Consider the following 21,896-nt stretch of genomic DNA (forward strand, 5'->3'; position numbering starts at 1 on the left):
CTGACGTGCAGGACAACGGGAACGGCGACGGGCCGGGAGACGAATCCGCCCTGGCCGCGAGCGGTGTGGACCAGCCCGCCTTCCTCGCGCTGGAGCGTGAGCTGACCGTGCTGCTGCGGCGCGCTCGGGCCAACCAGGGCGAGATGGCCCGCGAGGTCCACCCCGACCTGGAGTCGTCCGCGTACGGGCTCCTCGTCCGGCTCGACGAGTGCGGCAAGCAGCGGGCCACCGAGCTTGCCGCCTACATCGGCGTCGGCAAGGCCACGATGTCCCGCCAGCTCCGCGCCCTGGAGGAGCTCGGGCTGGTCGCGCGCGAGCCCGACCCGGCCGACGGCCGCGCCTGGCTCGTCGCCCTCACCCAGGAGGGCCACGACCGCGTCCGCCGGGTGCGGGAGGCCCGCCGCGCCCGCTACGCCGGCCGCCTGGCCGACTGGGACACCCACGAGGTCACGGAACTGGCCCGGCTGCTGCACCAGCTCAACCGCGGCATGGAGAGGTAGGAGCGGGCGGCCGCTCAGAACTCCACGTACACGGCCGTCGCGTCGTCGTGCCGCTTGCTCCTGCCCAGGAACGTCGTGGCGGTCTCCGACCGTTCCAGTGCCCGGACGCGGTCCACCAGTGCCTGCGGTCCCTCCTTGCGCACGAGGTGGAAGCAGTCCGTCCAGTCGCCCTCCTCGAACCGCTCCACCCAGCGCGTGGCACCGTCCGTCAGGGCCGCCAGCGCCCGGACCCGCCGACGGGGCAGGGTTCCGGTCACCGCCCGGGCCGCCACCGAGGGGTCGGCGGCCGCCGTGAAGAAGCCGCCTTCCTTGTTGCGGACCGTGGAGTCCACCAGGGCGTCCGTGGCCAGCGCCGAGCGGGGGAGCAGGGAGAGGCGGTCGTCGAGGACGGGCGTCACCACGCCGTCGGGGGACTCCAGGAGGAGGGCGGAGTCCGAGAGCACCAGGTACTCCACCGTGTCCGGGGTCCAGCGGGCCACGACCACCGTGGCCTGCGGTGTTCGGGGGTGAGAAAGGTCACAGGTTGCGGCGTGCGCCTCGGAGGTACGCGCGATGGCGCGGGACAAGGCGTCGGTCAGAGGAGTATCCGGGAGTGAAACGGTCAGTTCGGTCAAAGCTCCGCCGAGGCGTGCGGTGAACCAGGGGACGGAATGCAGACAGCCCGTCCCGTCCTTCGGTGGCGTGACCCCGTCCAGGACGACGACCGAACCGCCCTGTCCGGACGCCGGTAGTCCGACGCCGGCGAAGTCCTCGTTGGGGCGGTCGGCGTCTCCCGGCTCCGAGGCGAGTTCAGTGCGCATCCAGCCAGTCTGCACGAGCCCTTCACAAGGGTCGCAAAAGCCTGGCAATGATTGCAGGACCGGTGCTGTGACGCAGGTCAGACGCCTGTTTTGGGATGGAATGATTTGTTCCGGGAAGGCGTGGTGGCGAATACTGCCACCGCCCGCCGCCGGCGTCCAACCGGCGTGCCGCGCAAGGCCGCTGCAAGGGCCAGCGGAACTTGCCCCTCAACTCTCCTCCGGGGTTCACTCCTTCGGGTGGCGGGTCAGGTGATGCGCGTGCGCTGCCCACCGGCGCTGGGAGGGTCGGGAAATGTACCGGGAGTGCGCGCCAGTTGACGGAACGTCACCCGGGCCCATGGGTTCACGAGTCAGGAATGCGAGCACCGGTGCAGAAGACGCGGCCTCGTCGTACAGGCAAGCAGACGGCCCCCGCTCAGGGCACTGAGCCGACGCCCCCCACCGGCAAGGGCCGTCCCACGCACGTACGCAACCGGCTCATCGTCGCCGTGGCCGTGGTCGCCGCGGCCATCGCCGGAGCCGGTACCCCGTCCGTCCTGGCCGCCTCCGGGCAACTCCACGACTCCCAGGAACTGGTGACGCTCGCGGAGCAGACGCAGGACGCCCTCGGGCTCGCGCACTCCCTCGCCGACGAGCGCGACGACGTCACCTCCTACATAGCGGCCGGCCGGCCCAAGGCCAAGGCGCCCTCCGAGCAGCGCAGCGCCCGGGTGGACCGGCAGGTCGAGGAGCTGCGGGCCGACACCGACACGCCCGACTCGCTCCGCTCGGACCTCGACGACATCGCCGCCGTCCGCCGGGCGGCGCTCACCGGCAAGAGCAACGCGCTCGAAGCGCACCAGGCGTACTCCACTTCCATCACCCAGCTCCACCGGCTCGCCGAGCAGCTTGCGCAGCAGACGCCGCCCCGCGCGGGTTCCGGCGCCTACGCGCGGGCCGAGCTGGACTCCGCCGTCCAGCAGGCCGCCGCGGCCCGCGGGCTGCTGCTCGCCGCCCTCAGCGTGCCGCGCGGCACCGAGACGGGCACCGACCCCGTCACCGGCCTGCCGACCGAGACCTCCTCCGACGCCCGGCAGCGCGACGCCCTGAGCGCCGCCGCCCAGCAGGCCCGGCTGCGCTCCGACGCGGCGCTCGCCGACTTCCGCGACACCGCGCCCAAGGCGTCCCGCACCTCGTTCGACTCCACGGTCACCGGCACCGAGGTCAACTCCGCCGAGAAGTACCTCGCCATCCTCACCGACCAGCCGGCGCTCACCGACAGCGAACTCTCCACCGTCAACACGAAGAAGCTGGACGCGGCTCTCTCGGCCCGGGTCGACCTGATGCGCGGCGTGGAGTCCGCCCTCTACGACCGGAGCACCAAGGACCTCGAGGCGCTGCGCGACGACGACGTCACCGCGCTGGAGATCCGCGTCGCCGTCCTCGGCGCCCTCATGCTGCTCGCCGTCGGCGTCGCCACGGGCATGGCCCGCAGCCTCACCCGGCCCCTGGCGGTCCTGCGGCTGGGGTCGAAGCGCCTCGCCGAGGCCGAGGACCCGGTGGCCGAGGAGCCGGTGAAGTTCACCGGCCGCAACGACGAGTTCGCCCAGGTCGTCCGCTCCGTCAACGCCCTGCACACGCACGCGGCAGCCCTGACCGAGCGGATCGGCACGCTGGAGTCCGACCGCAAGCACCTCGTCGGCCAGCGCCAGAAGATGGCCGACGCACGCGAGGAACTGCGGGGCGAACTCGCCGAGTCCGTCGCCCAGCTGGAGCGGGTGCGCACGGCCATCGGCGGCACGTTCGTCAACCTCGCGCTGCGCACCCTCGGACTGGTCGAGCGGCAACTGGCCGTCATCGAGAACCTGGAGGAGCGCGAGCAGGACCCGGACCGGCTCGCGACCCTCTTCAAGCTCGACCACTTCGCGACGGTCATGCGCCGGCACAGCGAGAACCTCCTGGTCCTCGCCGGCACCGAGCACGTCCAGCACGCCGCCGGGCCCGTGCCGCTCGTGGACGTCGTCCGTGCCGCGGTGAGCGAGATCGAGCGGTACGAGCGGGTCCGTATCGCCGCCCTGCCGCCGCACGCGCACATAGCCGGGTTCGCCGCGGACGACCTCTCCCACCTGCTGGCCGAACTCATGGAGAACGCCACGTCGTTCTCCCCGCCCGACCTGCCCGTCGAGGTCTCCGGCTGGCTGCTGGAGAGCGGCGAGGTCATGCTCTCCGTCCAGGACGAGGGCATCGGCATGACCGAGGACCGGCTGGAACGCCTGAACTCCCGCCTCGCCGACTTCGACCCGGAGGCGCCCTACGACCAGGAGGGCGAGGACGGCCTCGGCCTCGGCCTGTACGTCGTGGCCCGCCTCGCCCACCGGCACGGGGTGCGCGTGCAGTTGCGCGAGCAGAAGCAGGGCGGTGTCGCGGCGGTCGTCGTCCTGCCCCGCACCCTCTTCGCGGCCGCCCCGCACACGGCCGTCCCGGCCTCCGGCCCGCTCTCCGGCACGACCCACACCGTCTCCTTCCCGGGCGCCGACGCCGAGGCCAACTCCAACGTCCTGCACGGCCGCGCCGGCGGTGGGGACCCCTTGGTGGAACTGGCGGAGAAGGCGGTACGGCGGGACGAGGCGGCGGAGACCGCCGAGCACCCGGAGCCGGCGGAAGCCGGAGCGCCCGCGGAGTCCGAGGTGCCTGCGGCACCGGCGGAAACCCCTGCCGAGACCACGATGGAGCTGCTGCTTCCGGTACCGGAGGGGGACCCGGAGCCGACTCAGCACGATCCCGCGGCCGCCGACGGCGATTTCGCCCTACAGGGGCCACCCGCACACGACCACGAAACCCGCACGGGGGGTGCGGGTGGGAACGAAGACGCCGAAGGCGAAGCCGAGGCGGAACACGAACGGGTCACCGACAAGGGCCTCCCCAAGCGCACTCCCAAGATCACCGCACAGGCCCAGGCCCCGCGCCAGCGCAGCGGCTCCGTCGACGCCGCGGCCCTGCGCCGCCGCCTCGGCGGCTTCCGCCAGGGCGCCCAGGCCGGCTACCGCGAGGTGGAGGCGGAGATCGCCGAGCAGACGGCCTCGCACAAGCGGCCGGTCACCGGCACATCAGGACCAGCTGAATCCGAAGAAGCCACGGGGGGCACAGCCGAGGAGGCAAGCAGTTGACCGCTCCCAGTACCTTCGGACTGATCGGGCTGAGCAGTGAGGCCCGCAACCTGCACTGGCTGCTGACCAACCTCGTCGAGGAGGTACCCGGCATCCTGTCGGTCGCGGTCGTCTCCTCCGACGGACTGCTCCTGCTCTCCTCCGACGACCACCGCAACCGGCAGGCCCGGGACGCCCTGCAGGCCCGCGGCACCAAGCGGACCGGCCCGCGCGGCTCGGCCGCCGACCTGGCCACCATCGTCTCCGGCATCGGCAGCCTCACCGTCGGCGCCGCCAAGCTGATGGGCTTCGGCGGGGTCAGGCACACGATGGTCGCGATGGACGAGGGCAGCCTGTTCGTGATGTCGATCAGCGACGGCTCGCTGCTCGGCGTCCACGGCTCCGCGGAGTGCGACATGAGCGTGGTGGCGTACCACATGGCCCTGTTCGTCGGCCGCGCCGGCCATGTCCTGACGCCCGAACTCCGCAGCGAGCTCCGTAGTTCCCTGGAGCGGTCCCAGACGACGGGGAGTGCCCGATGAGCAGTACGCCGAAGCATCACCTCCCGGTCCGCGGCGGTGGACGCAAACCCGCCCGGGTCCGCCCCTACTCGCTCACCGGCGGCCGCACCCGGTTCGGCCACGTCCTCCTGGTGGAGACGTTCGTGGCGAGCACGGCCGCGCTGGAGGCCCCCGAGGAGCGCCGGGAACTGACCAACGGCTCCCTCTCCACCCGCGTGATGCCGGAGCTCCAGGCCATCGTCGAACTGTGCCGCCGGATGCGTACGGTGGCCGAGATCGCCGCGCTGCTGAAGATGCCGCTCGGCGTGGTCCGCGTACTCCTCAGCGACCTCGCGGACCAGGGAAAGATTCGTGTGTACGGAACGGGAACCGGCCACGGCACGGGCCGCCCGGACCGAGCTCTGCTGGAAAGGGTGCTGAGTGGACTCCGTCGTCTCTGACGCCGCTCACGGCGTCTCCGCAACATCCCCGTCCGTTCAGCCCGACGCGAGCATGCACGCCTGGGAGACGGACCGCACCCGCGCCCCCATCGCCACGAAGATCGTGGTGGCGGGCGGCTTCGGCGTGGGCAAGACCACCCTGGTCACCGCCGTCTCGGAGATCACGCCTCTGCAGACCGAGGCGCTGATGACCGAGGCGAGCGAGGCCACCGACGACCTCACCGCCACACCGGGCAAGACCACCACCACCGTGGCCATGGACTTCGGGCGCCTCACGCTCGACGACGACCTGGTGCTCTACCTGTTCGGCACGCCGGGCCAGCAGCGGTTCTGGTTCATGTGGGACGACATCGTGCGCGGCGCGATCGGCGCGGTCGTCATGGCCGACACACGCCGGCTGAAGGACTGCTTCCCGGTACTGGACTACTTCGAGAGCTCCGGGCTGCCGTACGTGGTCGCGGTGAACCACTTCGACGAGAGCGAGCTGTTCGAGCCGGAGGATGTGCGGGAGGCCCTGACCGTCCCGCGGCACATACCTGTCATGATCATGGACGCGCGTCGCCGGATCTCCGTGATCGAGACCCTCCTGGCCCTGGTGGGCCACGCGCTCGACGAAACCCCCGAGTAGAGGACAACCCCGCATGCGGAAGATACTCGTCGTCGGAGCCGGTCAGTCCGGGCTCCAGATCGCTCTCGGCCTCCAGTCGCAGGGGTACGAGGTCACCCTGATGTCCAACCGGACGGCGGACGAGATCCGCACCGGCCGGGTCATGTCGACGCAGTGCATGTTCCACACGGCACTGCAGCACGAACGCGATCTCCAGCTGAACTTCTGGGAGTCCCAGGCCCCGAAGATCCAGGGACTCGGCGTCTCGGTCGCCGCCCCCGGCTCATGGGCCGAGGGTCCCGCGGCGCGTGCGATCGACTGGCTGGGCAGGCTCGACGGCTACGCGCAGTCGGTCGACCAGCGCGTGAAGATGGCCGGCTGGATGGAGACGTTCGCGCAGCGCGGCGGGCAGCTCGTCATCCACGGCGCGGCCGTCGGCGACCTCGACTACTTCTCCCGCACGTACGACCTGGTGCTGGTCGCGGCAGGCAAGGGCGAGCTGGTCCAGATGTTCGGCCGGGACGCGGAGCGTTCCCCCTACAGCGAGCCGCAGCGCGCGCTTGCCGTGGCGTACGTCCACGGTCTGGGCCCGCGCCCCGAGCACCCGGACACCGAAGGGGTCCGCTGCAACCTGGTGCCGGGGGTCGGCGAGCTGTTCGTCATGCCCACCCTGACCACCTCCGGCCGTGCCGACATCCTGTTCTGGGAGGGGATACCCGGCGGCCCGCTCGACGCCTTCGGCGGCGTCAAGGACCCGGCGGAGCACCTCTCCCTGACCCTGGAACTCATGGAGCGGTACGTCCCCTGGGAGTACGCGCGGGCCACCAAGGTCGAGCTGACCGACGCGGGCGGCGCGCTGGCCGGCCGCTACGCCCCCACCGTCCGCAACCCCATCGGCCGCCTCCCCGGCGGCGGGCTCGTGCTGGGTGTCGCGGACGTCGTCGTGGCGAACGACCCGATCACCGGGCAGGGCTCCAACTCGGCGTCCAAGTGCGCCGCGGCGTACCTCTCCGCCATCGTCGAGCACGGTGACAAGCCGTTCGACGAGGAGTGGATGCGGTCGGCCTTCGACCGCTACTGGGACACCGCCCAGCACGTCACCAAGTGGACCAACGCGATGCTCGCGCCGCCGCCGGAGCACATCCTGAACCTGATCGGCGCCGCCGGCGAACTCCAGCCGGCCGCCGACCGCTTCGCCAACGGCTTCAACGACCCGGCCGACTTCGAGAACTTCTTCTACGACCCGGAGAAGACGGGGGCCTACCTGGCCGAGCTGTCCGGGGCGGGCGCGGCGTAGCCGTCGTACCCGTCGTCAGACCCGTCCGTGGCGTTCCGGGGAAGCTTCGGCGGCGCGTACCGCCGCAGGGGCTTCCCGGACGGGTCCGGGCGTACGGCGCCCAGGAGCGGGTTGGCCGCGATCGGTGACACCTTCACCTTCGCGCCCGGGCGGGGTGCCTGGACGACCATGCCGTCGCCGAGGTACAGCGCCACATGCGTGGCCTCGGGGAAGTACACGACCAGGTCTCCCGGGCGCAGCTCGGCGAGCGGGATCCGCTTCAGCCGTTTCCACTGCTCCTGGCTGGTCCGGGGGATGGGCGCCCCGGCCTTGGCCCAGGCCTGCGAGGTCAGGCCCGAGCAGTCGTACGACTTCGGGCCCTCCGCGCCCCACTCGTACGGCTTGCCGAGCTGCCCCACGACGTAGCGCACGGCCCGGTCGCCCTCGGCCGACGGCCGGCGGACGCTGCTGAGCGCGCCCGACGCCATGAACTTCTTCTGGGCCCTCGCGATCCCGTTCCTCTCGAACTCGGCGAGGGCGGCCAGCTGGTCGCGGCTGAGAGCGGTGAGCAGTTCCTCGACGTCGTGCAGGTGTCTGACGACCTGGTCCCGTTCCTTCTTCCGCCGCTCGGTGAGGGCGAGCTGCTCGTCGAGCGCCTTGCGGGCCTTGCGGGCCAGCTCGTCGGCCTTTCGCTCGTCGCCGGTCAGCCGGTTGATGGTGTCGGCCCGCTCCCGTGCGATCCGGCCGATCACATGCCGCTGGTCGATCGCGTGCTGGGGATCGCGGGCCAGGAGCAGCCGCAGGTACGGGGAGAGATCGGAGCTGCTCTGGTACTGCTGCCGGGCCAGGCGGCCGACCGCGCCCCGGCTGTCATGCAGGGAGAGCCGGGCGCGGGCGAGGGCGCGGTTCAGACGGTCGGTCTCGGCGCGCTGCTTCCTCAGCTTCTCCTCGGTGGCGTTGTAGGCCTCGGTGGCCTGTTCGGCCTTGCGGTAGAGAGTCTGAAGGTCCGTCAGGAGGTAGGCGAGGGAGGCCGGGGGTGCTCCGGGGCCGGGTTCCGGGGCAGCTGTGGCGGCGGCGGGAGCGAGGACGGCCGCTGCCGCCACGGCCGCCGTACAGGCCAGACGCAGAAGGGTTCCTGACATGCCATCACCTCCGGTGCGGGGGCGGCCCTTCGGCCACCGGACACCGTGAGGATGCGGGGTGTGCGGGTGGTGTGCGTGGTAAGCCTGCGCGGTTCGGCGCAACAGGGTCACCCGTCGGCGTCGTCCCGCTTGCCGGGCGGCGTGGCGTGTGGCTTCGACCAGGGCCATGTGAGCCGCCGGGGCGGAGCGCCCTCGGGGGCGTACTCGTACTTCCAGCGGTTGGTCAGGCCGACCCTGCCCGGTCCGCGGGGTACGCGGCGGTAGACGAGCACGGTGGACGGGCCGCCGGCGGGGTCCGGGACCGGGATGCGGTACGTCTTGGGCGGGTGGCCGGTGATGCCGAGCAGGACGGGCAGGACCCTGCCGTCCATGGGGCCGCCCTCGAAGGGGGTGTCTTCGCTCTTCACCAGATCAGTGTCAGACATCCTCGGCGAGGGCCAGGACCAGGGCGTCGGTCTGCGGGTCACGGCGGGCCGTCACCGACAGCATGGCCACGAACTGCTCGACCAGCCAGTCGCGGAGGTCCTCGGCGGGGGGCTGCTTGTCCTCGTCGAGCCAGATCAGCGACGAGGCCTCGACGGCCGTGATCCACATGCGGATGGTCATGCGCAGGCGCGGGCCGGGGTCCGTGACCTCCAGGTGGCTGACGATGTGCTCGGCGGCGGCGCGGCGTACGCCGTCGACGATGGCGGTGGTCCGTGAGGTCTCCACGACGCTGCCGCCCTGGAGGAGGGCGCTGAAGCCGGCGTCGTGCTGGTCCACGAAGGCGAGATAGCGGTCGAGGGCGCGGGACAGACGGGGGAGGAGGGGGCCCTCGCGGGGTTCGTCGAAGCAGGTCCGGAGCTCGTCGGCGGCGGAGCGGAGGGCGGCCTCGTAGAGCTGCTGCTTGCCGCCGGGGAAGTACCGGTAGACCAGGGGCCGCGACACCCCCGCCGCCTCCGCCACGTCGTCCAGGGAGACGTCCTCCGGGGCGCGGTGCGCGAAGAGCGACAGCGCGGAGGTGAGCAGCTGGCTGCGGCGTTCCTCGACGCTGAGTCGCCGGTAGGCGGGGGTGGGGGCGGCTGGTGTCATGAGTCGCAGCGTAGCCGGGGGCCGGATGCCTGCGGCGCGTGTGCGGGTGTGGTGGGGGTGCGCGTAGCGTCTGGCGCCGGGTGGTGGGTCGGGGCCGCGTCGGGGGGTGTCCGTCCTCGGAACGTCGCGATGGGGTATCACGCCGACTGACTGTTCGTTGACGCGACAACCGCTGCGGGCGGACACCCCCCGACACGTCCCCTTCTCGCCGTACGCGGGTGCGGGCGCGTCGTGGTCCCGCCAGCGCGTGTCCACGTGCTGGAAGTCGACGTCGGTGAGGCGGGCGGGGTCTACGCCAGCAGGCCCGAGGACTTCCAGAGCCGGCGTCCCACTCCGCGCAGCACCCCGATGTCGTCGAGGAAGTCCGTCAGCCGCTTCGAGCCGTTCTGCATGACCTCCCGGCGGTGGCCGCTGGCCTTGACCTGGGCGAGGGCCTCGCGCCTGTCCAGGCCGACGTTCGTGTAGACGTCCGGGTTCACGAACGCCACCGAGAAGACCCGGGCGAACTCACCGGAGGTGACCCGGGTGAACTCCTGGGACCACTTCGGGGCCGTCACCATCTGGCGGCGGAGTTCCTCGCGGGCGTAGCGCACATGGCGGGCCTCCTCCACGACGTGGATGCGGGTGACGCCCCGGACCAGGGTCTGGACCCGCTCGTCGGGGAAGGTCAGGCGCTGCATCCAGTCGAGGACCTCCTCGCCGAGGAGGGTGGCGGTGAAGGAGCCGGGCGTGGTGGAGATGGTCTTGAACAGGCGGCCCAGGTGCTGGTGGGCGCGGCTGACCGGGTACCAGGGTGTGTCGCCGTGGGAGATCAGACGGGCGAACATCTTGGAGTGGCGGCACTCGTCCTCGATCTCCGTGAGGGCGTAGCGGACGTGTGCGCTCGTCGCGGCCTTGTCGTAGATGTGGCGGACGAGGAGCTGCATGAGGATGATCTCGAACCAGATGCCGAGGGAGGCGAGGGCCGCCGCCTCGTGCTGGGAGAGCAGGATCCGCTGCTCCTCGCCCATGCGCTTCCAGAGCGGGGTGTCGTAGAGCGAGACCAGCTCCGGGGGCCAGAACCACTTGCCCTCCTCGAAGGGCGCGTCCCAGTCCAGTTCCTTGTCCGGGTCGAAGGAGTGCTTGGCGGAGGAGTCGAGGAGCCGCTGGGCCACCTGCTCCCGGTCCTTGAGCAGGCCGAGGGCATCGCGCAGGCCGTCGAGCGCGTCGGCTTCCGTCAGGGTCGTCATGGCTGCCCACCTCGTTGTGCACACGTCACTGGTCCCCTTATGAGACTGCGTGTCAGCAAGGCCGTCAATCCCCTGCGCGCGATTTGTTGACGCGGCGTCTACCCGCTGATCGGCTGTCGCCGCTAGACCGAGCAGCCCAGCCCTTCCGGCACCTCGCCCAGCAACGGCGTCGCTCCCTGGGGCGGGTACGACGTGCGCAGGGTGAAGGCGTACGGGGTCGGGCCGTGGGTGCGGAGGTGGAGGAGGCGGGACTCCGCCTCGGCCACGGTCGGGCGGTGCCCGGCCGGGACCCACCACATCGCCACCATCGCCTCCTGGACCCGGTCGAACCACTCGCGGCGGCGGGCGAGCATCTCCCGGTGCCCGCCCTGGTACATGTACGCCGTGAGCGCGTCCGTGTCCCGCCACACCGACATGTTGACGATCAGCCAGGAGTCACCGAAGACGGGCACGTCCGTCGCGTCGCCGGAGTCGCCCTGCAAGCGCCACACGAAACCGTCGGCGGCGTCGGCGTCCGCGTTCACGGGGTCCAGGGCGTCGACGAAGTCCTTCAACTGTGGTGAGTCCAGCGGGGCCTTGAGGCGGGCGATGTTGACCTGGGCGAGTTCGAAGGCGGCGGCAGCGGTCATGACCGAACGGTAGGTCGGGACTCTGGTCTCGCGGTAGGGCCGTCTCAGGAACCGGGCAGCCCGTCCCGGGACTTCAGTACCGCCTCCATCACCGCCCGCGCGATCGGCGCCGCGTCGCCGCCCCCGCTGATGTCCCCGCGGTTCGCGTCCGCGTCCTCCACGACGACCGCGACAGCCACCCGCGGCTGCAGATCGCGATCGCCCTGGGCCCAGGAGACGAACCAGGCGTACGGCGTGCCGGAGTTGCCGATGCCGTGCTGGGCGGTGCCGGTCTTGCCGCCCACCTTGGCGCCGCGGATCGCCGCGTTGCGTCCGGTGCCGCCCGTGACCACGCCCCGCATCAGCCCGCGCAGCCGCGCGGCGGTCGCGGGGGACATCGCCTGGCGGACCGGGCGCGAGCCGGCGGTCGCGAGGGTGCCGCCGCCCGGCCGGGTCGTGCGCTCCACCAGGTAGGGCTCCCGCACCTGTCCGCCGTTCGCCACGGCCGCCGCCACCATCGCCATCTGCAGCGGGGTGGCGCGGGTGTTGTACTGGCCGATCGACGACAGCGCGAGCTGTGCCTTGTCGAGGGAGGTGTCGAAGGTGGACCGTGCCACGGAGTAGGGGATACGGAGCGCCGTGTCGTTGAAGCCGAAGGCCCGGGCCGCTGCCGTCATGCCCGGCACGCCCACCTCCACGCCCAGCTGGGCGAAGACCGTGTTGCAGGAGAAGACGAACGCCTCGCGCACGGAGGCGTCCGCGCAGCCCTTCGCGTAGTTCGACAGCCGCGTCCTCGTACTGGGCAGCCGGTACGGGTCGGGGGAGTCGGTCGGCTCGTCGAGGTCCGTGACCAGGCCGGCGTCCAGCGCGGCGGCCAAGGTGACGATCTTGAAGGTCGAACCCGGCGGATACGTCTGCCGTACCGCACGGTTGAGCATCGGCCGGTCCCGGTCGGCGTTCAGCCGCTTCCAGGCCCGGGCCGCCGCGGCACCGTTCCCGGACAGCGGCTGGGGGTCGTAGGAAGGGGCGGACACCAGGGCCAGGATCCGGCCGGTCGACGGCTCCAGGGCCGCCACCGCGCCCTTGCGTCCGGCGAGTCCCTCGTACGCCGCCCGTTGCGCGGCCGGGTCGAGCGTCGTCACGACGTTTCCGCCGGCGTTCCGGGCGCGTGTGAAGTCGTTCCACAGCGGGAACGGCGCGAGCATCGGGTGCGAGCCGGACAGGACACCGTCCTCGGTGTGCTCCAGGAGCGTCGTGCCGTACAGCTGCGAGGCGAAGCCGGTGACCGGCGCGTACAGCGGTCCGTCGGCGTAGGTCCGCTCGTGGCGCAGGTGCTCGCGGGTGTCCCGCGAGCCGGTGACGGGCCGGCCGCCGACCAGGATGTTCCCGCGCGGCTGCTCGTAACGGGCGATCTCCGGGCGGCGGTTGGCGGGGTGGCCGTCGTACTCCGGGGCCTGGACGACCTGGACGCGGGCGGCGTTCAGCAGCAGGGCCACCAGCAGCAGGGCGCAGAAGAGGCCGGCGTGCCGGATGTGCCGGGTCATGGGGTCTCCTGCCCGTCGTGCTGACGCCGGGCCGAGTCGCTCACCCGGACCAGCAGCGCCACGATCGCCCAGTTGGTGACCACCGACGAGCCGCCCTGCGCCAGGAACGGCATCGCCATGCCGGTCAGCGGGATCAGGCCGGTCACCCCGCCCGCGATCACGAACACCTGGAGCGCCACGAGCGAGGCGAGGCCCACCGCGAGCAGCCGCCCGAAGGGCTCGCGCAGCGCGAGGCCCGCCCGGTAGCCGCGCTCCACCAGCAGGCCGTAGAGGACGAAGATGGCCGACAGCCCCGCCAGGCCCAGTTCCTCGCCCGCCGTGGCCAGGATGAAGTCCGATTTCACGGCGAAGCCGATGAGGACCGAGTGGCCGAGCCCCAGGCCCGTGCCGAGGAAGCCGCCCTCCGCGAAGGCGAACAGGGACTGGGCGAGCTGGTTCGGCCCCTCGCCCGCCTCGACCGAGGCGAACGGATGCAGCCAGGTCTCGATCCTGCTGTGCACATGCGGCTCCAGAAGCCCGACGGCGACCGCGCCCAGCGTGGCCAGCAGCAGTCCCACGGTGATCCAGCCGGTGCGGCCCGTGGCGACGTAGAGGAGGACGACGAACAGGCCGAAGAAGAGCAGCGACGTACCGAGGTCCCGTTCCAGGATCAGCACGCCGACGCTCACCAGCCAGACGGCGACGATCGGGCCGAGCACCCGGCCGGTGGGGAACTGGAACCTCCAGATGCGGCGGCCGGTGTACGCGAGGGCGTTGCGGTTCGCGGCCAGGTACGCGGCGAAGAACACCGCCAGCAGCACCTTCGCGAACTCGCCCGGCTGGATCGAGAACCCGGCGATCCTGATCCAGATGCGGGCCCCGTTCACCGCCGGGAACAGGATCGGCAGGGTGAGCAGGACGAGCACGGCGACGACGCAGACGTAGGTGTAGCGCTGGAGCACCCGGTGGTCGCGCAGGAGCAGGACGACCAGGATGAACAGCGTCACGCCCAGCGTCGACCACACCAGTTGGGCCGGTGCCGCCCGGTCGCCCGGGGTCTCCAGGTCGAGCCGGTAGATGAGCACCAGGCCGAGCCCGTTGAGCAGCACGCCGATGGGCAGGAGGAGGGGGTCGGCGTGGGGGGCCCGCAGCCGCACCGCGAGATGCGCCAGCAGCGCGAGCACGCCGAGCCCGGCGCCGTAGCCTGCGGCGCCGGGCGGGAGGGTGCCGTGCTGGGCGAGGCCCACGTCGCAGTAGCCGTACACGGACAGCAGTACGGCCAGGACGATGAGGGCGAGCTCGATGCCACGGCGCCGGGGGAGGGGGCGGACGGCGGGCGCGGGCGGGTCCGCCGTCGCCACGGTGATTCCGGCCTTACTCATGTCCGGAACTTACCTAAACGTTCCGTCTTGTGTGTGTTTGAGTGACCGAGTGTCAGCACCAGCGTGGCGCGGGGCCGATGTTCTCGATGAAGCGGGCCGCGCCCCAGGCCCAGGTGCCGTCGGGGAGCAGGTACCAGAGCCGGTTGCCCTGCACGTTCTGGCCGGAGGTCTTGCAGAAGATCTTGACGATGTCGCCCCGGTGGGCGAACCGGATGATCCGCGAGCCGCGGTTCGGGGCGCTGCGCAGCGCCAGCGTGTTCGCCGTGACGATGCCCCAGTAGAAGCGCCGGTCGTCGTCGGGGCGGTGGTATCCGTCGCCGCCCATCGTGCCGGAGCCCGTCGTGCCGGCGCCCATCGTGGTGTCACCCGTCGTGGCCCACTCGTCGTCCGCGACGGCGGGCGTCACGGCCGCGGCGGCGGCGAGGAGTGCGGCGGCGGTGGCTATGGAGAGGCGGGAGCGCAGGGACATGGGGAGTACCTCCATGTGGGGGCGAGAAGACCGAAGCTGACTAATCGCCACATTAGGAGCGCGCTCCCGGCCCCGCCCGTCGCAGTGGGCCATAGGAGGAGGCGCCCCGGCCCCTCACTCCACCGCCAGTACCAGGGTCGCCACCGCCCCGCCGTCCGGCGCGTTCGCGAACCCCAGCCGCGCGCCCAGCACCTCGGCCTGCCCCAGCGCGATCGTCAGCCCCAGCCCGTGCCCCCGGGTCCCGCCCTCCGTGCGGAACCGCTGCGGACCGTGCGCCACCAGGTACTCCGGAAAACCGTCCCCGTGATCGCGAACCGTCACCACCGGCCCGTCCACGGTCAGTACGACCGGGCCCCGGCCGTGCTTGTGCGCGTTCGCCACGAGATTCCCGAGCACCCGCTCCAGCCGCCGCCGGTCCGTCTCCACGGACACATCCCGTACGACCCTGACCTCCGTGCCGTTCCCCGCGGTCCGCACCGCCCGCTCGGCCAGCGGCCCCAGCCGCTCCGTGTCCAGCTCCAGCAGTTCCCGCCCGGTGTCCAGCCGGGAGATCTCCAGCAGGTCCTCGGTGAGCGTGCGCAGCGCCGCGACCCGGTCCCGCACCAGCTCCGTCGGGCGGCCCGGCGGCAGCAGTTCGGCCGCCGCGTGCAGCCCGGTCAGCGGCGTGCGCAGCTCATGGGCCACGTCCGCCGTGAACCGCTGCTCGGCCAGCAGCTTGCCCTGCAACGACGACGCCATGGAGTCCAGCGCGGCGGCGACCGCGGCCACCTCGTCCTGCGGACGCGCCAAAGCCTTGGCGGGCGGGTCCGTTCGCGGGGCCGTACGGGGGTCGTTCACGCGCGCGTCCAGGTCGCCCGCGCTGATCCGCCGTGCCACCCGCGCCGTGGTGTGCAGCCGCCGCGTCACCCGCGTCACCGCGAACGCGCCGACCAGCAGCGTCGCCCCGATCGCCAGGCCCGACGACCAGAGGATCGCCCGGTCCAGGCCCGCGATGGTGCGCGCCTGCTGCGAGTAGTCGACCGCCACGGCCAGGGCCCGGTCGCCGTCGGCCGGCCCCGCCGCCCACATCGTGGGGCGCCCCTCGCGGTCGGCCACCATCGTGCCCCGGTCGCCGCCCACCGCGAGCTCCCGCAGCTCCCGGGGCAGCTCCGGGGGATCCATCGCCGCGCCCCGCCGGAGCGGGTCCCCGGCCTCGTACCGTTCCGTCGCCTGCTCCAGCCGCTGCAACGCCTGGTCGCGGGCCTGGCCGACGGTCTGGTCGGTGACCTGCACATGCACCAGGACACCGAGCAGGGCGGCGAGCGCGCAGCACATCACCGTGATGAAGGCGGCGGCCTTCACGGCGAGCGTCCCCGACCACTGGGGGAGGGCGGGTCTCATCCGTTGCCCGCCGAGGGGGAGGCGGACGGGTGGCGGGAGTGCTTCCGCGGGCCGGTGCGCAGCATCTCGTCATGGGTGAGGAGCATCGCCCGCTGGTCCCGGTCCCAGGTCCACTGGAGGCGGTACTCGTACCCCGCCACCTCGGAAGGCGAGCGGATGACCAGGGAACGCCCGGCCAGCTCCACGCCGCTCAGCGCGTCCTCCCACGACATCACCTGCACCAGCCGGTGCTTCTCCACGGTGTAGACGCGCACCGCGGTCGTCTTGCCGGGCAGCAGCCGGAAGCCCAGCGTCAGGTCGTCGCGCCCGTCGCCGGTCAGGTCCCGGTAGTACGGCTTCAGGACCGGGCACTCTCCGTGCCCGGGGCCCTCGCCGCAGCCGGTCATACGGCTGGCCGTGTCGCGGTAGGGCGCCTTGCCGCCGTCGTAGTCGCCCGGGCTCGCCGCGATCTCGGCCCGGACGACCCCGACCGGGTCCACGCCGCGGATGTCGTCGCCGGCGGGGACCTTGACGCCCTTGACCACCTCGGTGTTCACCTCACCGATCTCGAAGGCCGGGCTGGACGCGGGTGTCTGCTCCGGCCAGAGCCGGGCCGGACCGACCGCCGTCGGCGTCGCCCCGGCGCCCTCGAGCCCTCCGGCGTCCCCGCAGCCCGCGGCGGTCGCCAGCAGGAGGGCGACGACGACGGCACGGCGGGCGGCCTGACCGGGGCGGGCTCCGGTTTGACCGGGGCGGCGTCCGGTTTGACCCGGGCGGGTTCCGGCTTGACCAAGGCGGCTTCCGGGAAGGCGTCCGGGACGGCTGAGGGGCACTGCACTCCTGCGGTTCGAGGGCGATCACGCGGCTCGGGCACGACCCGTCGGCCCGGTACACCTTATTCGCGGGGACGTCCCATTTGCGCGCGAGGGAGCCCGTTTGCCGCCGCACCGGCCGGGTGCTGTGCTGGTTCTGTGCCGTGCCGGATCCCCGCAGTGCTACTCCGTGAGTTCCTCCAGCAGCCGGGCCGTGGTCAGCCCGGCCCGCAGGTACTCGACGAACAGCTCGTTGTGCAGCGCCCAGGGCGAGCGGCGGTCCCGGATCAGCCGGATCGCCGTCTCCGCGGATTCTCCCCGGCGTATCAACGCGTGCGCGACGACCAGGCCGGAGCGGTTGTACCCGTGGTAACAGCGCACGAGGATCCTGCGGCCCTCGTCCAGCGCCTCGCACGCCGCCTCGGCCAGTCGGATCACCCCGGCGAGCTGAGTCCCGTCGAGCGGCCCGTCGGGAATGGGCCAGACGTGATGCCGGACGCCCGGATCGGGGCCGTGCCCGGGCAGCCGCAGCAACGTCTGCACGAGGTCGAACTCGTCCCGTACGACGGCGAACTCCGGATGGCCCAGGGTGCCCGTGTACTCGTGGCCGCCCATCCACAATCCGGGGACCACCTCGTTCCACGGGCTCTCCGGAGCCGGCACATCGGGTTTCCTGCGGGTACGCAACGAAGCCTCCCCACCAACACCGCCCGGGGGTCTGCCCAACTCCTCTCAAAGGTAACCGGGTTCTTGCCCCCGCAGCACCCCGCCTGTTCCCATGGTCGGGGGTGAAGGTGCATGGACGGACTGCGCGTCATACCGACCCGGCGACACGGCCAGGAACGGCTGTACGTCTGCCTCCCGGACGGCAGGAACATCGCCTGGTACGACCGTGAGGCGGCCCGGGTCAACCTGCTCGGCGCCGACCGCGAGGACGACGTGCTCCGGGCCCTCGGCCCGTTCATCACCGGCCCGGTGACGGTCGGGCCGCCCTCGGTGCCGACCCCCGCCGAACTCGCCCGTCTGGCGCTCCACCCCGACGACGACCTGGCCCCCAACCGCCCCGGGGAGGCCCTCGTCGTCGCCCTCGACCGCGACCCCGGCCCGGCCCACCGGCTCCGCCCCGACCCACGCCGCCGGGCCCTGACGGCCGAGCGGACGGTCGGGGAGGCACTGGACGCCCTGGACGGGGCGGGCTGGCACACCCTGCACTCCGTCCCGCTCCCCGGCGGCAGCCGCATCCACCACCTGCTGATCGGCCCCGGTGGCCTGTACGCCGTGCACACCCTCTACGCCCGCAAGCACCGCGTGACGATCGCCGACCCCATGGTCACCCTGGGCCGCCGCGACCCGTACCCCCTGCTCCGCCGCGTCCGCTCCGACGCCGACCGCGCCTCCTACGCCTTGACGGCCGAGGTCCGCCCCGTACTCGCCCTGCTGGGCCCCACGACCGTGTCGCTCCCGACGGCACCCCGCGAACTCCGCGTCCTGACGGAAACGGACGTCCAGAGCCTGGCCGCCCAGGGCACCGTCCTGAAACCGGCGGACGTGGAGGCCCTGCACGCGATGGCCCGGGACCGGAACACGTGGGCGAAGGTGTGAGGGGCCGCGGGGAAGCGGGGACTCGGGTGCGCTGACCGGACGCGACTACGCACCGAGCCGCCGCTCGGCCGGGCCGTCCCGGAGACCCACCTGGGCGGCTCTCAGTACCGCCAGGTGAGGGAGCGGGTGTCCTGACCGGGGGCGATCGCACACGGAGACCGCCGGTGTTGCCCGGGTCGCCGCCGATGATGTCCGGCTGGGCGACGAGCTGCTCCCGCAGGTGAGGGCGCCGCGGGCCGTGCGGGAGCGGGTGCCCCGGCCCGGGACACCCTGTGCCGGTCCCCGGCCTCGGCCCCGCCCCTGGCCCAGGGCGGCCGAAGAGCCGCCCTGGCAGGCCGGGCGAGCGCCGGCGACGTCCCCCTGGCCGGGCGCGACTGCGCCTCGGCCCAGTCCGGCGGGCCCAGTCCGGCGGGCCCAGTCCGGCGGGCCCAGTCCGGCGGGCCCAGTCCGGCGGGCCCAGTCCGGCGGGCCCGATCCGGCAGGCCCGATCCGGCAGGCCCAATCCGGTCTCGGCCCAACCCTGCCCCGGCTCGGGCCCACCCCGGCACCTGCCCTGGCCCAAGGCCCGGGGCGGCCGAAGAGCCGCCCCGGCAGGCCGGTCGAGCACCGGCGATGTCCACCCCGGCCGGGCGCGGCCGCGCACCCGTGGGCGACGTCCGCCCCCGATCAGGCGCGGCCGCGCACCGAGGCCACCGTGCTGCCCGGGTCCGTCGGCGTACCGCCGACAACGTCCGCCCCGGCCGCCCGACCGGGTGACACGCCGCTCCCCGCAGGCCCGGCACCGAGCACCCCGGCCGGTCGGACGATCGGCCGACCGTGCGACTACGGGAGCGACCCGGCCCGCCCCGGATCCAGTAGCGGCCCCAGCAGATCGCCGTACTCCCGCACCCGTGACGCAAGATCCCGAGCCTCGAAGTCCAGCCGGCCAGGCGCCTCGCATTGCTCGACCTCCTCCCAGGTCACCGGGGCCGAGACGGTCGGCTCGGGGCGGGCCCGGAGGGTGTAGGGGGTCGCCGTGGTCTTGCGCGCCGCGTTCTGGCTCCAGTCGACGAAGACCTTCCCGGCGCGCAGGCTCCGGGTCATCCGGTGGAGGGCCAGGCGCGGCATGGCCCGCTCCGCCTCGACCGCCAGCTCCTTGGCGTACTCGGACACCCGCTCCGAGGAGGCCCCGCGCACGGCGGCGAGCAGATGCAGCCCCTTCGAGCCGGAGGTCTTGGCGTAGGCCTCGATGCCGTCGTCCGCGAGCCGTGCCCGCAGCCACAGCGCGACCTCGCAGCACTGCACGATGCTCGCGGGCGCCCCCGGATCGAGGTCGAAGACGAGCCGGTCGGCCTCGTCCGGTGTGTCGACGAGCCACTGGTGGGTGTGGAACTCGGTCACGAGGTTGGCCGCCCACATCAGGCTCGGCAGGTCCTGCACCAGGACCATCCGCGAGGGCCCCTCGACCCGCGGCACCTCGGCGGTGGTGACCCACTCGGGCGTACCCGGCGGCACGTTCTTCGTGAAGAACACCTGCCCGTCCGGCCCGTCCGGATACCGCAGGAAGGACACCGCCCGATCACGCAGATGGGGCAGCAGGACCTCGGCGACGGTCGCGTAGTAGTGCAGCACCTCGCCCTTGGTGAAGCCGGTGGCGGGATACAGCACCTTCTCCAGATTGCTGAGCGCGAGCCGTCGCCCCTCCACCACTGTGATAGGCGCCATACGATAAGAATCCCACGCGAACCAGGACGAACACTCCCGAGAGTGACCGGAAGGGTGCTGCACGTGAGATCCATCTGGAACGGCGCCATCTCGTTCGGGCTGGTCAGCATCCCGATCAAGCTGGTGAACGCCACCGAGAGCCACTCGATCTCCTTCCGCCAGATCCACACCGAGGACGGCGGCCGCATCCGCTACCGCAAGTTCTGCGAGCTGGAGGACCGCGAGGTCACCCAGGGGGAGATCGGCAAGGGCTACGAGGACGCGGACGGCACGATCATCCCGATCACCGAGGAGGACCTCTCCAGCCTGCCCATCCCCACGGCCAAGACGATCGAGATCGTCGCCTTCGTCCCGGGCGACCGGATCGATCCGCTCCAGATGGACGCCGCGTACTACCTCCAGGCGAGCGGCGCCCCGGCGGCGAAGCCGTACACCCTCCTCCGCGAGGCACTGAAGCGCAGCAACAAGGTGGCGATCGCCAAGTTCGCCCTGCGCGGCCGGGAACGCCTGGGCATGCTCCGGGTGGTCGGCGAGGCCATCGCGATGCACGGCCTGCTGTGGCCGGACGAGGTCCGCGCCCCCGAGGGCGTCGCCCCCGACACGAACGTCACCGTCCGCGACCAGGAACTGGACCTGGCGGACGCCCTGATGGACACCCTCGGCGAGGTCGACCTGGAGGACCTGCACGACGAGTACCGCGAGGCCGTGGAGGAGGTCATCGCCGCGAAGGCCGCCGGCGAGACCCCGCGCCAGGCCCCGGAACCGGCGACGGGCGGCAAGGTCCTGGACCTGATGGCGGCCCTGGAGAGCAGCGTCCGCGCGGCGCGCGAGTCCCGCGGCGAGGAGGCCGACGACCACGCCGAGGTCAAGCCGCTCCCGCCACGCAAGACGGCCCGCGCGGCCCCCAAGCAGACCGGCGGCAAGAAGTCGACGTCGACGGCGAAGAAGACCGCGGCGAAGACCGCGGCGAAGAAGACGACAGCGAAGTCGGGGCAGTCGGGCCAGGCCGCGAAGAAGACGGCGGCGAAGAGCACCGCGAAGAAGACGACGGCGAAGAAGTCGCCCTCACGCAAGCGCACGGCCTGACCGCCCCGGGCGGGGCTCCCTCAGGCCACGCGCCGCTGCTCTCCCTGCTCGGACTCGTCCTCTTCCTCGTCCGGCAGATGTACGTCGTCGACGGCGATGTTGACCTCCACGACCTCCAGGCCGGTCATCCGCTCCACCGCGTTGACGACGTTGGTCCTGACATCCGACGCGGTGTCGGTGATGGCGGCGCCGTACTCGACGACGAGATCGAGATCAACGGCGGCCTGGCGCTCGCCCACCTCCACCTTCACCCCCTGGGTGACCCCACTGCCCCCGCCCGGCACCCGCTGCCGCACGGCCCCGAAGGCCCTGGTCATCCCGCCACCGAGGTTGTGAACCTCCGGGATCTCCCGGGCGGCCATCCCCGCGATCTTCGCCACGACCGTGTCCGCGATCGCGGTGCTGCCACGGGTGTCAGGGGAACCACCGCCCCCTCTGCCGCCCTGCGGTGCCGTGACCCCGTCCTGCTTTCCCGTCCTGGTACCGGGAGCGGTGTTCCTGCGCTGTGTGGTCTCCGTCATGACCGTCACCTCGATGACTCGGTGCGGGGGTATGAGCAGCGTCGTTCCTCTCTACGGTAGAACAATGGTGGGTATGGGGCGAAAGTGGCGTAAATGCCCCTGCCGTGCCGAGGGACAGG

General features: G+C 72.4%; 22 protein-coding genes. 8 read left to right on the forward strand and 14 right to left on the reverse strand.

The window, feature by feature from the left end; all coding sequences use genetic code 11:
- Nucleotides 1–5: 5 nt before the first annotated feature.
- The gene (locus ACZ6I3_RS37160; protein WP_469420785.1) at nt 6–500 is read left to right on the forward strand and encodes a MarR family winged helix-turn-helix transcriptional regulator; all 495 of its coding nucleotides are present in this window, start codon (nt 6–8) and stop codon (nt 498–500) included.
- Nucleotides 501–514: 14 nt separating this feature from the next.
- Here ACZ6I3_RS37160 and ACZ6I3_RS37165 read toward each other — a convergent pair whose 3' ends face one another.
- Entirely contained in the window at nt 515–1,300 is a 786-nt protein-coding gene (locus ACZ6I3_RS37165) for a protein phosphatase 2C domain-containing protein (RefSeq protein ID WP_469420763.1), read from the reverse strand.
- Nucleotides 1,301–1,668: 368 nt separating this feature from the next.
- On the opposite strand from ACZ6I3_RS37165, the gene ACZ6I3_RS37170 reads away from it, so the two are divergent.
- From ACZ6I3_RS37170 to ACZ6I3_RS37190, 5 genes are read left to right on the forward strand one after another with little or no spacing between them, the layout of a single operon-like run.
- Nucleotides 1,669–4,446, forward strand: a complete 2,778-nt coding sequence (locus tag ACZ6I3_RS37170) for a sensor histidine kinase (protein WP_469420764.1) — start codon at nt 1,669–1,671, stop codon at nt 4,444–4,446.
- On the forward strand, nt 4,443–4,967 hold the full coding sequence (locus ACZ6I3_RS37175; protein ID WP_469420765.1) for a roadblock/LC7 domain-containing protein: 525 nt from the start codon (nt 4,443–4,445) through the stop codon (nt 4,965–4,967). The genes ACZ6I3_RS37170 and ACZ6I3_RS37175 overlap by 4 nt, the downstream gene beginning before the upstream one ends.
- On the forward strand, nt 4,964–5,386 hold the full coding sequence (locus ACZ6I3_RS37180; RefSeq protein ID WP_189723192.1) for a DUF742 domain-containing protein: 423 nt from the start codon (nt 4,964–4,966) through the stop codon (nt 5,384–5,386). The genes ACZ6I3_RS37175 and ACZ6I3_RS37180 overlap by 4 nt, the downstream gene beginning before the upstream one ends.
- Nucleotides 5,367–6,014 carry a GTP-binding protein gene (locus tag ACZ6I3_RS37185; protein ID WP_469420766.1) on the forward strand — a complete coding sequence of 216 codons (648 nt, stop codon included), beginning with the start codon at nt 5,367–5,369 and terminating at the stop codon, nt 6,012–6,014. Before ACZ6I3_RS37180 ends, ACZ6I3_RS37185 begins: the two co-directional genes overlap by 20 nt.
- Nucleotides 6,015–6,027: 13 nt before the next feature.
- Nucleotides 6,028–7,290, forward strand: a complete 1,263-nt coding sequence (locus ACZ6I3_RS37190; protein WP_469420767.1) for a styrene monooxygenase/indole monooxygenase family protein — start codon at nt 6,028–6,030, stop codon at nt 7,288–7,290.
- Here ACZ6I3_RS37190 and ACZ6I3_RS37195 read toward each other — a convergent pair.
- The 11 genes from ACZ6I3_RS37195 to ACZ6I3_RS37245 all read right to left on the reverse strand — a co-directional run bounded on the left by ACZ6I3_RS37195 (nt 7,254) and on the right by ACZ6I3_RS37245 (nt 17,551).
- A complete protein-coding gene (locus ACZ6I3_RS37195) occupies nt 7,254–8,411 on the reverse strand; it encodes a C40 family peptidase (protein ID WP_469420768.1) in 1,158 nt (385 codons plus the stop codon). The two genes, ACZ6I3_RS37190 and ACZ6I3_RS37195, sit on opposite strands and share 37 nt — an antisense overlap.
- A 107-nt stretch (nt 8,412–8,518) precedes the next feature.
- Nucleotides 8,519–8,818 carry a hypothetical protein gene (locus ACZ6I3_RS37200; protein WP_468188040.1) on the reverse strand — a complete coding sequence of 100 codons (300 nt, stop codon included), beginning with the start codon at nt 8,816–8,818 and terminating at the stop codon, nt 8,519–8,521.
- Between the two features lie 10 nt (nt 8,819–8,828).
- Nucleotides 8,829–9,482 (reverse strand): TetR/AcrR family transcriptional regulator, encoded by a 654-nt coding sequence (locus tag ACZ6I3_RS37205; protein ID WP_469420769.1) that lies wholly within the window; start codon nt 9,480–9,482, stop codon nt 8,829–8,831.
- Nucleotides 9,483–9,772: 290 nt separating this feature from the next.
- The gene (locus tag ACZ6I3_RS37210) at nt 9,773–10,711 is read right to left on the reverse strand and encodes an AurF N-oxygenase family protein (protein ID WP_469420770.1); all 939 of its coding nucleotides are present in this window, start codon (nt 10,709–10,711) and stop codon (nt 9,773–9,775) included.
- A gap of 122 nt (nt 10,712–10,833) precedes the next feature.
- The gene (locus tag ACZ6I3_RS37215; protein ID WP_469420771.1) at nt 10,834–11,340 is read right to left on the reverse strand and encodes a DUF3291 domain-containing protein; all 507 of its coding nucleotides are present in this window, start codon (nt 11,338–11,340) and stop codon (nt 10,834–10,836) included.
- Nucleotides 11,341–11,384: 44 nt separating this feature from the next.
- Nucleotides 11,385–12,863 (reverse strand): penicillin-binding transpeptidase domain-containing protein, encoded by a 1,479-nt coding sequence (locus ACZ6I3_RS37220; RefSeq protein WP_469420772.1) that lies wholly within the window; start codon nt 12,861–12,863, stop codon nt 11,385–11,387.
- The gene (locus ACZ6I3_RS37225; RefSeq protein ID WP_469420773.1) at nt 12,860–14,224 is read right to left on the reverse strand and encodes an FtsW/RodA/SpoVE family cell cycle protein; all 1,365 of its coding nucleotides are present in this window, start codon (nt 14,222–14,224) and stop codon (nt 12,860–12,862) included. The genes ACZ6I3_RS37220 and ACZ6I3_RS37225 overlap by 4 nt, the downstream gene beginning before the upstream one ends.
- A gap of 52 nt (nt 14,225–14,276) precedes the next feature.
- The gene (locus ACZ6I3_RS37230) at nt 14,277–14,693 is read right to left on the reverse strand and encodes an SH3 domain-containing protein (RefSeq protein WP_469420774.1); all 417 of its coding nucleotides are present in this window, start codon (nt 14,691–14,693) and stop codon (nt 14,277–14,279) included.
- Nucleotides 14,694–14,807: 114 nt separating this feature from the next.
- Entirely contained in the window at nt 14,808–16,073 is a 1,266-nt protein-coding gene (locus tag ACZ6I3_RS37235; protein ID WP_469420775.1) for an ATP-binding protein, read from the reverse strand.
- Nucleotides 16,070–16,885, reverse strand: a complete 816-nt coding sequence (locus ACZ6I3_RS37240; RefSeq protein WP_469420776.1) for a hypothetical protein — start codon at nt 16,883–16,885, stop codon at nt 16,070–16,072. Before ACZ6I3_RS37240 ends, ACZ6I3_RS37235 begins: the two co-directional genes overlap by 4 nt.
- Before the next feature lie 162 nt (nt 16,886–17,047).
- On the reverse strand, nt 17,048–17,551 hold the full coding sequence (locus tag ACZ6I3_RS37245; protein ID WP_469420777.1) for a protein-tyrosine phosphatase family protein: 504 nt from the start codon (nt 17,549–17,551) through the stop codon (nt 17,048–17,050).
- Nucleotides 17,552–17,662: 111 nt separating this feature from the next.
- Between ACZ6I3_RS37245 and ACZ6I3_RS37250 the strand changes: the two genes are divergently transcribed.
- Complete coding sequence (locus ACZ6I3_RS37250; RefSeq protein WP_469420778.1) at nt 17,663–18,466, forward strand: nuclease-related domain-containing protein; 804 nt, start codon at nt 17,663–17,665, stop codon at nt 18,464–18,466.
- An 822-nt stretch (nt 18,467–19,288) separates the two neighbouring features.
- Here the strand turns inward: ACZ6I3_RS37250 and ligD are convergent.
- On the reverse strand, nt 19,289–20,170 hold the full coding sequence (gene ligD, locus ACZ6I3_RS37255; RefSeq protein ID WP_469420779.1) for a non-homologous end-joining DNA ligase: 882 nt from the start codon (nt 20,168–20,170) through the stop codon (nt 19,289–19,291).
- A gap of 63 nt (nt 20,171–20,233) precedes the next feature.
- Between ligD and ku the strand changes: the two genes are divergently transcribed.
- On the forward strand, nt 20,234–21,256 hold the full coding sequence (gene ku / locus ACZ6I3_RS37260; protein WP_469420780.1) for a non-homologous end joining protein Ku: 1,023 nt from the start codon (nt 20,234–20,236) through the stop codon (nt 21,254–21,256).
- A gap of 20 nt (nt 21,257–21,276) precedes the next feature.
- Here the strand turns inward: ku and ACZ6I3_RS37265 are convergent, their stop codons facing one another.
- On the reverse strand, nt 21,277–21,777 hold the full coding sequence (locus tag ACZ6I3_RS37265) for an Asp23/Gls24 family envelope stress response protein (protein WP_469420781.1): 501 nt from the start codon (nt 21,775–21,777) through the stop codon (nt 21,277–21,279).
- Nucleotides 21,778–21,896 lie beyond the last annotated feature (119 nt).

Source organism: Streptomyces sp. NPDC041940, from assembly GCF_055589465.1.